A 13,292-nucleotide genomic window follows, 5' to 3' on the forward strand; every position below is an offset into this window, starting at 1 on the left:
GGTGCCGCCCCGCACAGGGGCGACGCTTGAAGCGAGCTAACGCATCGCGGATGCCGGCGAAAAGGCCATAACACCGAACGGCGACGACGCGTGAAGCAAGACAACAAATCGCGGATGCCAGCGCAAAGGCAATCCAAGGATGCCAACGCAAAGCCAACCAACCCAACCACCCCGCGCAACAACAATCAAAAACCCTCACGCGTGCACACTAACCCCACCAATAGAATTACTAATCACCGCATGCGCAAGCGGCGCGACCTGCTTACGCCGCTCCCGCGTAGGAGCAGTACCGAAAGCATCCCGATAGCTCTTACTAAAGTGACATGCCGACTGAAACCCGCACGCCATCGTGATATGCATGATCGACATATCCGTCTGCAACAAAAGCTCCCGCGCGCGCCTTAACCGCAAAGTCAGATAGTAATGAGTAGGCGTCATCCCAAGATGCTCACGGAACAATCGCTGCAACTGTCGTTGCGACATATTCGCAAGCCTCGCGAGTTCTTCCCGCGATAGCGGCTCTTCAATATTGTTCTCCATCAGAGCAATGACTTCGAACAACGACTTGTTCGCAGAGCCGAGCCGCGCCACCAGCGGCATCCGTTGCTGCGCGCTGTTATCGCGCACATGCTCGACGATGAACTGCTCGGCAATCTGCGTGACACGCGGCGTGCCGACGCGCGCGGCAATCAGGTTGAGCATCATGTCGAGCGGCGCAACCCCGCCAGTGCACGTCACGCGATCGCGATCGATGACGAAGAGCTCTTTCAGGAACCGCGTGTCGGGAAACTCTTCCTTGAGCGCCGACATGTTCTCCCAGTGAATTGCGCACGCATAACCCGCCAGTAATCCCGACTTGGCGAGCGCATACGTGCCCGTGCACAGGCTGCCCAGCGCAACGCCCGCGCGCGCGAAGCGCCGCAGCGTCGACTGATGCTCAGGCGTGGTCACGCGCTGCACGTCAATGCCGCCGCATACGAACACGATATCGGGTGTGCCCACGCAATCGGCCGGGCCAGTATCCACGGACAGACCGTTGCTGGCGCTGACAGGGCCCCCTTCCGGGCTAATGATCGACCAGCGGTAGAGCGTCTGCCCGCTGAGATAGTTGGCCATGCGCAGCACCTCGATCGCATTCGTGAACGCGATCATCGTGAAGTTGGGCAGCGGCATGAACGCGAAGTGCGACAACGACGCGGTTCGATCGGGCGACATGGTTCGGGCGTTCCTTCAGCTCGATGTTCTGTTACGGCCGAGTGGGGAAACGGCCTTTCTTATTCTGCGAGTGAGCGCAACAAGCATGCCATACGGCTAAACCCTGGCTGGATAACCTCGTTGCGGCAGTGCATTCGCGCGATCGCACCGGCGCTGTGCAATGTTGGCACTGTCCGCGAGCCTGACGCGCTCCCATGCGGTGCTCCGTGCACGAACAGATAACCGCCGGACGCTGCAACGCACCATCGCAAAATCGCATCACTCTGCTGCATTGACACCACGGATAAGCACGACCGGTCGATTCCGTCACTTGTCCAAAACGGACTTGCATGGCGGAAAAGGCAAAGAACGCGTCTGAAATCGTAAATTGACCGGGCAGGCGAAAGACAAGAATAGAGTCGTCGGTGGAGGTGGTGCAAAGCCAGTCCAGTCAAGGGATAGCGCGGAATCGGACAGTTGGCCTCGCACTCGCTTTTCGCTTTTCAGCTATCAACGGTCAACTGAACGGAAGCCATGTCGAACGCCAACCCATTCTTCTCGCAGTCCCTCGCCGAGCGCGACGCAGCCGTACGCAAGTCGGTCCTCAAGGAACTCGAACGCCAGCAGTCGCAGGTCGAGCTGATCGCGTCGGAAAACATCGTGTCGCGCGCCGTGCTCGAAGCACAAGGCTCGGTACTGACGAACAAGTACGCGGAAGGCTATCCCGGCAAACGCTACTACGGCGGCTGCGAATTCGTCGATGAAGTGGAAGCGCTCGCCATCGAACGGATCAAGAAGCTCTTCAATGCAGATTTTGCGAACGTGCAGCCGCACTCGGGCGCGCAAGCCAACGGCGCCGTGATGCTCGCGCTCGCCAAGCCGGGCGACACGATCCTCGGCATGTCGCTCGACGCAGGCGGGCACCTGACGCACGGCGCGAAGCCGGCGCTGTCCGGCAAGTGGTTCAATGCGGTTCAGTACGGCGTGGATCGCGAAACCTTGCGCATCGACTACGACCAGGTCGAAAAGCTCGCGCACGAGCACAAGCCGTCGCTGATCATCGCGGGCTTCTCCGCTTATCCGCGCGTGCTGGATTTCGCGCGCTTCCGTGCGATCGCCGATAGCGTCGGCGCGAAGCTGATGGTCGACATGGCGCACATCGCCGGCGTCATCGCGGCAGGCCGTCATCCGAACCCGATCGAACACGCCCATGTCGTGACCTCGACCACGCACAAGACACTGCGCGGTCCGCGCGGCGGCTTCGTGCTGACCAACGAAGAAGACATCGCGAAGAAGATCAACTCGGCCGTATTCCCCGGTCTGCAAGGCGGCCCGCTGATGCATGTGATCGCGGGCAAGGCCGTCGCATTCGGCGAAGCACTCGAAGACAACTTCAAGACCTATATCGACAACGTGCTGGCAAACGCGCAGGCGCTCGGCGAAGTGCTGAAGGAAGGCGGCGTCGACCTGGTGACGGGCGGCACCGACAACCATCTGCTGCTCGTCGATCTGCGCCCGAAGGGCTTGAAGGGCACACAGGTCGAACAGGCGCTCGAACGTGCGGGCATCACGTGCAACAAGAACGGCATTCCGTTCGATACGGAAAAGCCGACGGTCACGTCAGGCATTCGGCTCGGTACGCCGGCGGGTACGACGCGCGGCTTCGGCGTTGCTGAGTTCCGTGATATCGGCCGCCTGATTCTCGAAGTATTCGACGCGCTGCGCACGCATCCCGACGGCGACGCGGCAACGGAACAACGCGTGCGCCGCGAGATCTTCGCGCTGTGCGAACGCTTCCCGATCTACTGAACCGCTCTATCCATACGAAAGCCCCACAGCTACGGAGTCAACAATGAGCAACCTGCACGACAGCAGCATCATTATCGACGGTCTGAACATTTCGAAGTTCGACCGCTCGGTGTTCGAGGACATGAGAAAGGGCGGCGTCACCGCGGTCAACTGTACGGTCTCCGTGTGGGAAGACTTCCAGAAGACCATCGACAATATCGCGGAAATGAAGCAGCAGATCCGCGAGTACAGCGAGATTCTCACGCTCGTGCGCACGACGGACGACATTCTGCGCGCCAAGAAAGAGAACAAGACGGGCATCATCTTCGGCTTCCAGAACTCGTATGCGTTCGAGGATAACCTCGGCTATATCGAAGTGTTCAAGGAACTCGGCGTGAACGTGGTGCAGCTTTGCTACAACACGCAGAACCTCGTCGGCACCGGCTGCTATGAACCGGACGGCGGCCTGTCGGGCTATGGGCGCGAAGTGATTCAGGAAATGAACCGCGTCGGCATCATGGTCGATCTGTCGCATGTGGGCGGAAAGACTTCTTCCGACGCAATCGCCTGCTCGAAGAAACCCGTCACGTATTCGCACTGCTGCCCGTCGGGTCTCAAGGAGCATCCGCGCAACAAGAGCGACGAGCAACTGAAAGAGATCGCCGACGCGAACGGCTTCGTCGGCGTGACGATGTTCGCACCGTTCCTCAAGCGTGGCCCGGATGCGACCGTCGAGGACTACCTCGAAGCGATCGACTATGTGATCAATGTGATCGGCGAAGACAAGGTGGGCATCGGCACCGACTTCACGCAAGGCTACTCGACCGAGTTCTTCGACTGGATCACGCACGACAAGGGCCGCTATCGCCGTCTGACGAACTTCGGCAAGGTGGTGAACCCGGAAGGCATCCGCACGATCGGCGAATTCCCGAACCTGACGGCTGCAATGGAAAAGGCTGGCTGGAGCGAATCGCGCATCAAGAAAGTGATGGGCGAGAACTGGCTGCGCGTGTTCGGCGAAGTCTGGAACGTCTGATAAGCGAAACCCGAGAGTACAAGGAAACCTGCAATGCAACCGCAACTGCCCATCGACGTCGATCCGAACACGGGTGTCTGGACCACCGACGCGCTGCCGATGCTGTATGTGCCGCGTCATTTCTTCACGAACAATCACGCGGCCGTCGAAGAAGCGCTCGGCGTCGAAGCGTATGCCGAGATTCTCTACAAGGCCGGCTACAAGTCCGCGTACTACTGGTGCGACAAGGAAGCGAAGCAGCACGGCATCAGCGGCATGGCCGTATTCGAGCATTACCTGAACCGCCTGTCGCAACGTGGCTGGGGTCTGTTCAAGATCATCGAAGCCGACCCGGCGACGGCACACGCGAAGATCGAACTGCGCTATTCGTCGTTCGTGCTGCAGCAGCCAGAAAAGAGCGGCAAGCTCTGCTACATGTTCGCCGGCTGGTTCGCGGGCGCGATGGACTGGGTCAACGACACGACGGAAGGCGGCAAGAAGGCACCGCGCAGCCAGTCGAAGGAAGCTCAGTGCGCGGGCGAGCATTCTGACCACAAGCACGATCACTGCGTATTTGAAGTATCCCCGCTTGCAGCCTGACAACAGAAGTACAGGCACGCAGCGGCGCGCGCATTGGCAATGCGCTGGCTGCGTGACTGAAACAAGAGACTGAATCGAACCCGCCCGAGGTCGCCCGCAATGCGTTACCCCAATCTGTTCAAACCCTTGACGCTCAATCAGCTGACGTTGCGCAACCGCATCGTCAGCACCGCGCACGCCGAGGTATACGCCGAACCGGGCGGCCTGCCCGGCGACCGCTATATCCGCTATTACGAGGAAAAGGCCAAGGGCGGTGTGGGCCTCGCCGTGTGCGGCGGGTCGAGCCCGGTGTCGATCGACAGTCCGCAAGGCTGGTGGAAGTCGGTCAATCTGTCGACCGACAAGATCATCGACCCGCTGTCGCGTCTTGCCGAAGCGATGCATCGCCACGGCGCGAAGATCATGATTCAGGCGACGCACATGGGCCGCCGCTCCGCATTTCATGGCGAGCACTGGCCGCATCTGATGACGCCTTCCGGCGTGCGCGAGCCCGTGCACCGCGGCAACGCGAAGATCATCGAAGTGGAGGAAATCCGCCGCATCATCAGCGACTTCGCGGCGGCTGCGAAGCGCGTGAAGGACGCGGGCATGGACGGCATCGAAATTTCGGCCGCGCACCAGCATCTGATCGATCAGTTCTGGAGCCCGCGCACGAACTTCCGTACCGACGAATGGGGCGGCTCGCTCGAAAACCGTCTGCGTTTCGGCGTCGAAGTGTTGCAGGCGGTGCGCGACGCGGTCGGCAAGGACTTCTGCGTCGGCCTGCGCATGTGCGGCGACGAGTTCCACGAAGACGGTCTCGATCACGAGCAACTGAAGGAAATCGCGCAAGCGATGTCGGAAAGCGGCTTGATCGATTACATCGGCGTGATCGGTTCCGGCGCGGACACGCACAACACGCTCGCCAACTGCATGCCGCCGATGGCGCTGCCGCCCGAGCCGTTCGTGCATCTCGCGGCGGGCATCAAGTCGGTCGTCAAGCTGCCCGTGATGCACGCGCAAAGCATCCGCGATGCGGGGCAAGCGGAACGTCTGCTGGCGAACGGCATGGTCGACCTCGTCGGCATGACGCGCGCGCAGATCGCCGATCCGCACATGGTCATCAAGATCCGCGATGGCCGCGAAGACGAAATCAAGCAGTGCGTCGGCGCGAACTACTGTATCGACCGCCAGTACAACGGTCTCGATGTGCTGTGCGTGCAGAACGCAGCGACTTCGCGCGAAGCGACGATGCCGCATGTCATTGAGAAAACGCGTGGGCCGCGCCGCAAGGTGGTGGTGGTGGGCGCGGGCCCGGCGGGACTGGAAGCGGCGCGCGTGGCGCGTTCGCGCGGTCACGATGTCGTGCTCTTCGAGAAGAGCGATGCCGTCGGCGGTCAGATCATGCTGGCGGCAAAAGCGCCGCAGCGCGAGCAGATGGCGGGGATCGTGCGCTGGTTCGATATGGAAACGAAGCGTCTGGGCGTCGACCGGCGTCTGGGCGTCGAAGCCGACGAGAAGATGATTCTCGCCGAGAAGCCGGACATCATCGTGCTCGCCACGGGCGGTTCGAGCTTCACGCAGCAGGTGCCCGCGTGGGGTGTCGAAGAAGGTCTCGCCGTGAGTTCGTGGGACATTCTGTCCGGCAAGGTCGAGCCGAAGCAGAACGTGCTCGTCTACGACGGCGTGAGCACGCATGCAGGCGCGGGCGTGGCCGACTTCATTTCGAGCCGCGGCTCGAAGGTCGAGATCGTCACGCCGGATGTGAAAGTGGCCGACGACGTGGGCGGCACGACATTCCCGATTTTCTATCGGCGCCTCTACGCGCAAGGCGTGATCCACACGCCGAACTACTGGCTCGACCGCGTGTACGAGGAAGACGGCAAGAAGATCGCCGTGATCCGCAACGAGTACACGGAAGAGCAGGAAGAGCGCGCCGTCGATCAGGTCATCATCGAGAACGGCAGCACGCCGAACGACGCGCTGTACTGGAAGCTCAAGCCGGAGTCGGTGAATCGCGGGCAGGTGGACGTGCACAAGCTTTTCGCAGCGGAACCGCAACCGTCGCTTTCGGAAGAACTCGGCAACGGCCGCTTCCTGCTGTTCCGGGTCGGCGACTGCATCTCGATGCATAACATCCACGGCGCGATCTACGACGCGCTGCGCCTCTGCAAGGACTTCTGACGATGAGCCCGGCGTTTCTCATCACCGCATTGTTGTGGGTTTCCGTCGCCGGCCTTGCGTTCGCGGTCGCAAAACGGTCGGCTTACTGGCGCCTCGGACGGGCAACGGCAGCCGGCGCATTCGGCTGGACCAACCTGTTGACCATTCCGAAGCGCTATTTCGTCGATCTGCATCATGTCGTCGCGCGTGATCCGTACATCGCGAAGACGCACGTCGCGACGGCGGGCGGCGCCATTGCAGCTTTCGCGTTGGTCTTCATCAACTACGGCCTCGCGATCTATTCGCCGTGGCTCGACCGGCTGATCTTTCTGGCCGCGCTGATCATGCTGGTGGGCGCCGTGTTCGTATGGCGCCGGCGTCACGCGAAGGACGTGCCCGCACGTCTGTCGCGTGGTCCGTGGAATACGCTGCCCTGGCTGCTCGGCTCGTTTGCGCTCGGTCTGCTGCTGTACACGTTGTTGCCGGCGTCGGCGATGTCGGGTGGACTCGCGATCATCTTCGCGCTGCTGATTGCAGCGGGTGCGTTCGCGATGACGTTCGGCGCGGCGCGCGGCGGTCCGATGAAGCATGCGTTGGCCGGTCTCCTGCATCTCGCGTTTCATCCGCGTCAGGAGCGTTTTGCGGCGCAAGGCGACGTGCGCCGCGAAGCGGTCGTTCCGCCCACCGCGCTCAAAGCGCCTGTGCTCGAACAGAACGAATACGGTGTCGGCAAGCCCGTCGAGTTTCGCTGGAACCAGCTGCTGAGCTTCGATGCCTGCGTGCAGTGCGGCAAGTGCGAAGCGGCGTGTCCCGCGTTTGCGGCCGGCCAGCCGCTCAATCCGAAGAAGCTGATTCAGGATCTCGTGACGGGTATGGTCGGCGGCACGGATGCGGCGTATGCGGGCAGCCCGACGCCTGGCATCAAGGTGGGCCAGCATGGCGGCGAGCCGCAGCGTCCTATCATCTCGAGCCTGATCGAAGCCGATACGGTCTGGTCGTGCACGACGTGCCGCGCCTGCGTGCACGAATGCCCGATGCTGATCGAACACGTGGACGCGATTGTCGACATGCGGCGCAACCAGACGCTCGTGCACGGCACGGTGCCGGGAAAGGGCCCCGAAGTGCTCGCGAATCTGCGCGAAACAGGCACGATGGGCGGCTACGACAAGGCGGCGCGCTACGACTGGTCGGTCGATCTGAGTTCGCCTGTCGCGCAGCCGGGCAAGGCTGTCGATGTGCTGCTCGTCGCCGGCGAAGGCGCGTTCGACATGCGCTACCAGCGCACGCTGCGCTCGCTCGTCAAGGTGCTGAACAAGGCGGGCGTCAACTATGCAGTGCTGGGCGCAGAGGAAACGGATACGGGCGACGTCGCGCGCCGACTTGGCGACGAAGCCACGTTCCAGCGCATGGCGAAGCAGATGATGGGCACGCTCGCGACGCTCGATTTCAAGCGCATCGTCACCGCCGATCCGCACGTCATGCACAGCCTGCGCAACGAATATCGCGCGCTTGGCGGGCGCTACGACGTGCTGCATCACACGACGTTCCTCGCGGAACTCGTTGCGAGCGGCAAGCTGTCGCCGAAGGCCATCGCCGCATTCAACGACAAGACCATCACGTATCACGATCCCTGCTATCTGGGCCGCTACAACGGCGAGACGGAAGCGCCGCGCCAGTTGCTGAAGACGATCGGGATCAAGGTCGTCGAGATGGAGCGGCATGGCAAGCGCGGCCGTTGCTGCGGCGGTGGCGGCGGTGCGCCGCTGACGGATATCCCCGGCAAGCAGCGCATTCCCGATATCCGCATCGCTGACGCGCGCTCGATCGGCGCGGACGTGGTCGCGGTAGGCTGCCCGAACTGCACGGCGATGCTCGAAGGCGTGGTCGGTCCGCGTCCCGAGGTGCTCGATGTGGCTGAACTCGTCGCGGCTGCGCTGGAGTGAACGATGACTACGACTATCAAACGTATCGACCCGCGCCGGCCTTTCGTCATCACGGCGGCCGGACTGAAGCGCATCACGCTCGGCGCGGAGCATGTCGCGGGTGCAGCGAATGACCACACGCTGCATGCGGGGGCACATGGCCATGCCGCTGTCAAAACGTTGCGCACGACGCAAGCGCCGCAGCGCTGTTTGCTCGTCGTCGCGCACAGCGACCGTGGCGGTCTCGACGATCACGCGCGTCAGGCGCTGGCGGCTGCCGCGCTGATCGCGGATGCGGCGACCCAGGTCGCGCTGCTGGTGCTCGGCGAACTGAAAGATGACGCCGCCGCGCTCGGCGCGGACAGGGTTATCGAGCTGCCGTCGTTCGACCGCCGCACGTTTGCGCCGGAACGCGAAGTGCAAGCCGTCGCGGCGTGCGTCGCGCAACTCGCGCCTGCGCACATTTTCATACCCGACAACGCGACGGGCGACGGCGATCTCGGCCGGCGCTATGCGGCGCTCGCGGGCGCAAGCATCGCAACGCATGTGGTGCAGATCGACGCGAAGCAGGTCTCGTCCTATGCGCAGGCGAAGCAGGCCTACGCGACGCGCGCATTGCCCGACGTGATCCTGCTTGCGGCCGGCGCAGTCGATACGCGGCTGCCGTTTATCGGCGCAGGCGAGCGGCTCGAACTCACGGCGTTCGCGCAGACGAGCGACGCGTCGAGCAGCGTCTACCGCGATCTCGGCATCGAGGAAATCGACGCCGCGCAGGTCGCGCTGGAAGAAGCGGACTTCATTGTGTCGGCGGGTAACGGCGTAACGGATGTGGCCGCGTTCGAAAAGCTCGCGAGCACGTTCGGCGCGGCAATCGGCGCGAGCCGGGTTGCTGTCGACAACGGCATGTTTACGCGCGACAAGCAGATCGGCGCGACGGGCAAGACCGTCGAGGCGAGTGTCTACATCGCGTTCGGCATTTCGGGCGCGGTGCAGCACTTGCAGGGCATCAAGGATTGCCGCCACGTGATCGCGGTGAATCTGGACGGCAGCGCGCCCATCGTCAAGCGCGCGAACCTGACGATCATCGGCGATACGCAGTCGACCATCGCGTCGCTGATCGACGCGATCGACGAGGCGCGCTCGGGCCGTGGCGCGGGCGCTGCGCCCGCTGTGAAGCAGATCGTCGAAGGAGTCGCGGCATGAACGGCAAGCTCGAAAAAATCGCGGTGCTCGTCTCGGTCGGCAAGCATCCTGTCAGCGGCGTCGCGCGCTATAGCCGCAACGATGCCGCTGCACTCGAAATCGGCCGTCAACTGTCGAACCAGCACGCCGCGCGACTGGATGTGCTGCACGCGGGCGATCCGGGTAATCCCGCACTCGAAGAGTATCTGGCGCTTGGCGCCGAGCGCGTCGAAGTGCTGACCTGCGCGGACAACGGCGATGCCGTCGGCCTGCTCGCGGCCCGGCTGAAAGGCTACGACCTCGTGCTGACGGGTACCTGTGCCGAAGGCGCGTTCGACAGCGGCATGCTGCCTTACCGGCTCGCAGACGCACTGCAGGTCCCGCTCGTTGGCACGGCCGTCGACGTGACGATAGCGGGCGGCCGCGCGACGGTGCGGCAATTCTTGCCGAAGGGCGTGCGCCGCCGCGTCGAGGTCGCGTTGCCCGCCGTCGTCGCCGTGCATCCGCTCGCCACCGTCACGCCGCGCTATGCGTACGCGCGGCTGCGCGCCGGCACGATCGCGCCGCAGCGCGTGGAGGCAGGCGCAGACGCGGAAGCGGCGCAATGGACGCTCGCGCCCGTCGCGCGCAAGCCCGTCCGGCTGGCCGCCGCCGAGAAGCGCACGGGCCATGCCCGCATGCTGTCCGCGACGACCACGGAAAGCCGGGGCGGCAGCGTCGTAATTGAAGGGACTTCGGTCGAAAAAGCACAAGTGATACTCGATTATTTGCGCGAGCATCAACTCATCGAATACTGATTTTGCGCCGCACCCACACGGCCTCGGAACCCGGAGCACACATGAAAGTATCGGCAGACATTCGCGCGCTGGTCGATCGGCGCAAGAAGGGTTACAGCCTCGAAGCACCGTTTTATCTGAGCGACGAAATTTTCGCGCTCGATATGGATGCGATTTTCCGTCAACACTGGATTCAGGTCGCCGTCGAGCCGGACGTTCCCGAGCCGGGCGATTACGTGACCGTCGAACTGGGCAACGATTCGATCCTGATCGTGCGCGACGACGATATGCAAGTCCGCGCATTCCACAATGTGTGCCGCCACCGCGGCGCGCGCCTGTGCAATGAGGACAAGGGTTCAGTCGGCAATATCGTGTGTCCGTATCACAGCTGGACGTACAACCTGTCGGGCGAGCTGATGTTCGCCGAGCACATGGGCGAGAAGTTCGACCGTTGCAAGCACAGCCTGAAGAGCGTGCATGTCGAGAACCTGGCCGGTCTGATTTTCGTGTGCCTCGCGGAACAGCCGCCCGTCGATTTCGCCGTGATGCGCGCCGCGATGGAGCCGTATTTGCTGCCGCACGATCTGCCGAACTGCAAGATTGCTGCGCAGATCGACATCATCGAGAAAGGCAACTGGAAGCTCACGATGGAAAACAACCGCGAGTGCTACCACTGCGTCGCGAATCATCCCGAGCTGACCATTTCGCTCTATGAGTACGGCTTCGGCTATCAGCGCTCGCCCGCGAATGCGGAAGGGATGGATGCATTCGAGCGCACCTGCATCGAGCGCGCGAAGCAATGGGAAGAGATGGATCTGCCTTCCGTCGAAATCGATCGACTGTCGGACGTGACGGGTTTTCGCACGCAACGTCTGCCGCTCGATCGCAGCGGCGAATCGCAGACGCTCGACGCGAAGGTCGCCTCGAAGAAGTTGCTCGGCGAATTTCAGCAGGCCGACCTGGGCGGGCTGTCGTTCTGGACGCAGCCGAATTCCTGGCATCACTTCATGAGCGATCACATCGTGACGTTCTCGGTGATTCCGCTGTCGGCGGGCGAAACGCTGGTGCGCACGAAGTGGCTCGTACACAAGGACGCGGTGGAAGGCGTCGATTACGACGTGGCCAATCTCACGGCCGTGTGGAACGCGACCAACGACCAGGACCGTGCGCTCGTCGAATTTTCGCAGCGTGGCGCGTCGAGCAGCGCTTACGAGCCGGGTCCGTATTCGCCGTACACAGAAGGGCTGGTCGAGAAATTCAGCGACTGGTATGTGCAGCGGCTTGCTGCGCATGTCGAGAGCCCGGTGGCGGAGCAACGCACGATCAACATCAAGGCCGTTTAAGGCCGGCTGCAGATAAAACCAACCGGATGCCTGGCGGCAAATGGAGCAAGCAATGATGCGCGATGCAGCAACCTTCGGACCCGTCGAAAGCCGCGTGACGAAGCCCGAATTCTGGAGTGCGTTGCCGGCGCGCTGGACGAGCGATGTCGAGGAAACGCTGGTCTGCTGCCAGGTTCGTCAGGAAACGCACGACGTGAAGAGTTTTTTCTTCCGTTCGCCGGAAGGCCGTGCGTTCGTGTTCGAGCCGGGGCAGTTCATCACACTGGAACTGGAGATCGACGGCGAGACGATCAACCGTTGCTACACGATTTCGTCGTCGCCCACGCGGCCGCATACGATTTCGATCACGGTGAAGCGTGTGCCTGGCGGCAAGGTGTCGAACTGGCTGCACGACAACCTGCAGGCGGGTGCGCGCGTTCGGGTGCTGGGGCCTGCGGGTGAGTTTACGTGTGCGCGGCATCCGGCGCGGAAGTATCTGTTTTTGTCGGCTGGGTCTGGGATCACACCGTTGATGTCGATGAGTCGCGCGCATCATGAGTTGAGCGAGGATCGCGATATTGTGTTCGTGCATAGCGCTCGCACGCCGGACGATATTATTTTCTCGCGGGAGCTCGATCTGATTGCTTCTAATCAGGTTAATTTCAGGACTTCGTTTGTGTGTGAGCGGGTTGGGAATCGGACTAACTGGCCCGGGGTGACTGGATTTTTGACGCTGCCGCTGCTGAAGCTGATTGCGCCGGATTTTATGGAGCGGGAGATCTTTACTTGCGGTCCAGCGCCTTATATGCAGGCTGTGCGCAATCTGCTCGATGAGGCTGGGTTTGATCGCAAGCAGTATCACGAAGAGAGTTTTTCTTTCGAGACGCTGATTGAGAATGAGCCTGAAGTTGCGGCTGAGGTGTTGGAGGCCGAAGAGAAGGCCAACGGTGCTTCAAATGGCGCGCAGATGTTCTCGGTGAGCTTTTCGCGTAGCAACCGGTCGATTGAGTGTGGCTCGTCGCAACATGTGCTGGATGCGGCCCGCCAGGCCGGGGTGCGGTTGGCTGCTTCGTGTACTCAAGGGATGTGTGGCACCTGCAAGGTGAAGCTTGTTTCAGGGCAGGTGGAGATGAAGCATAACGGTGGGATTCGGCAGAGGGAAATTGATCAGGGGATGGTGTTGTTGTGCTGTAGTAAGCCTTTGAGTGATCTCGTGGTTGATAAGTGAGTTTTTTTTGTCTGCGACGGCTGGTTGGTTTGTTTGGGTTTTTGCTGGCATCCGCGATGCGTTATCTGGCTTCAGGCGTCGCCCCTGTGCGGGGCGGCACCTACTTTTCTTTGCCGCCGCAAA

General features: G+C 62.1%; 10 protein-coding genes. 9 read left to right on the forward strand and 1 reads right to left on the reverse strand.

Translation table 11 applies throughout. The annotated features are described in order from the left end of the window. Window positions 1–195: 195 nt before the first annotated feature. On the reverse strand, window positions 196–1,215 hold the full coding sequence (locus KFO72_RS38795; RefSeq protein ID WP_054934610.1) for a GlxA family transcriptional regulator: 1,020 nt from the start codon (window positions 1,213–1,215) through the stop codon (window positions 196–198). Between the two features lie 513 nt (window positions 1,216–1,728). Between KFO72_RS38795 and KFO72_RS38800 the strand changes: the two genes are divergently transcribed. From KFO72_RS38800 to KFO72_RS38840, 9 genes are all read left to right on the forward strand, one after another. Next, window positions 1,729–3,003, forward strand: coding sequence for a serine hydroxymethyltransferase (locus KFO72_RS38800; protein ID WP_054934611.1), 1,275 nt, complete (start codon window positions 1,729–1,731; stop codon window positions 3,001–3,003). A 43-nt stretch (window positions 3,004–3,046) separates the two neighbouring features. Further along, window positions 3,047–4,018 carry a dipeptidase gene (locus KFO72_RS38805; protein WP_042314023.1) on the forward strand — a complete coding sequence of 324 codons (972 nt, stop codon included), beginning with the start codon at window positions 3,047–3,049 and terminating at the stop codon, window positions 4,016–4,018. 33 nt (window positions 4,019–4,051) lie between these two features. After that, window positions 4,052–4,597 (forward strand): DUF5943 domain-containing protein, encoded by a 546-nt coding sequence (locus tag KFO72_RS38810; protein WP_054934612.1) that lies wholly within the window; start codon window positions 4,052–4,054, stop codon window positions 4,595–4,597. A gap of 99 nt (window positions 4,598–4,696) precedes the next feature. Continuing rightward, window positions 4,697–6,760 (forward strand): NADH:flavin oxidoreductase, encoded by a 2,064-nt coding sequence (locus KFO72_RS38815; RefSeq protein WP_225034296.1) that lies wholly within the window; start codon window positions 4,697–4,699, stop codon window positions 6,758–6,760. A gap of 2 nt (window positions 6,761–6,762) precedes the next feature. Next, window positions 6,763–8,682 (forward strand): (Fe-S)-binding protein, encoded by a 1,920-nt coding sequence (locus KFO72_RS38820; RefSeq protein WP_035989164.1) that lies wholly within the window; start codon window positions 6,763–6,765, stop codon window positions 8,680–8,682. Between the two features lie 3 nt (window positions 8,683–8,685). Continuing rightward, window positions 8,686–9,864 carry an electron transfer flavoprotein subunit alpha/FixB family protein gene (locus KFO72_RS38825; RefSeq protein ID WP_225034297.1) on the forward strand — a complete coding sequence of 393 codons (1,179 nt, stop codon included), beginning with the start codon at window positions 8,686–8,688 and terminating at the stop codon, window positions 9,862–9,864. Further along, window positions 9,861–10,640 (forward strand): drug:proton antiporter, encoded by a 780-nt coding sequence (locus KFO72_RS38830; RefSeq protein ID WP_062916378.1) that lies wholly within the window; start codon window positions 9,861–9,863, stop codon window positions 10,638–10,640. The genes KFO72_RS38825 and KFO72_RS38830 overlap by 4 nt, the downstream gene beginning before the upstream one ends. A gap of 41 nt (window positions 10,641–10,681) precedes the next feature. Then, a complete protein-coding gene (locus tag KFO72_RS38835; RefSeq protein ID WP_060603164.1) occupies window positions 10,682–11,962 on the forward strand; it encodes an aromatic ring-hydroxylating oxygenase subunit alpha in 1,281 nt (426 codons plus the stop codon). Window positions 11,963–12,014: 52 nt separating this feature from the next. Continuing rightward, a complete protein-coding gene (locus KFO72_RS38840; RefSeq protein WP_060606793.1) occupies window positions 12,015–13,169 on the forward strand; it encodes a hybrid-cluster NAD(P)-dependent oxidoreductase in 1,155 nt (384 codons plus the stop codon). Window positions 13,170–13,292 lie beyond the last annotated feature (123 nt).

The organism is Paraburkholderia sp. XV, assembly GCF_020177535.1.
In the GTDB taxonomy this organism is placed as follows: Bacteria; Pseudomonadota; Gammaproteobacteria; order Burkholderiales; family Burkholderiaceae; genus Paraburkholderia; species Paraburkholderia caribensis.

Bases quoted from the DNA above. Each gene is read 5' to 3' on its own strand.
- KFO72_RS38825 (WP_225034297.1), top strand. From the start codon at position 8,686: ATGACTACGACTATCAAACGTATCGACCCGCGCCGGCCTTTCGTCATC.
- KFO72_RS38815 (WP_225034296.1), top strand. From the start codon at position 4,697: ATGCGTTACCCCAATCTGTTCAAACCCTTGACGCTCAATCAGCTGACG.
- KFO72_RS38830 (WP_062916378.1), top strand. From the start codon at position 9,861: ATGAACGGCAAGCTCGAAAAAATCGCGGTGCTCGTCTCGGTCGGCAAG.
- KFO72_RS38795 (WP_054934610.1), bottom strand. From the start codon at position 1,215: ATGTCGCCCGATCGAACCGCGTCGTTGTCGCACTTCGCGTTCATGCCG.
- KFO72_RS38840 (WP_060606793.1), top strand. From the start codon at position 12,015: ATGATGCGCGATGCAGCAACCTTCGGACCCGTCGAAAGCCGCGTGACG.
- KFO72_RS38820 (WP_035989164.1), top strand. From the start codon at position 6,763: ATGAGCCCGGCGTTTCTCATCACCGCATTGTTGTGGGTTTCCGTCGCC.
- KFO72_RS38805 (WP_042314023.1), top strand. From the start codon at position 3,047: ATGAGCAACCTGCACGACAGCAGCATCATTATCGACGGTCTGAACATT.
- KFO72_RS38800 (WP_054934611.1), top strand. From the start codon at position 1,729: ATGTCGAACGCCAACCCATTCTTCTCGCAGTCCCTCGCCGAGCGCGAC.
- KFO72_RS38810 (WP_054934612.1), top strand. From the start codon at position 4,052: ATGCAACCGCAACTGCCCATCGACGTCGATCCGAACACGGGTGTCTGG.
- KFO72_RS38835 (WP_060603164.1), top strand. From the start codon at position 10,682: ATGAAAGTATCGGCAGACATTCGCGCGCTGGTCGATCGGCGCAAGAAG.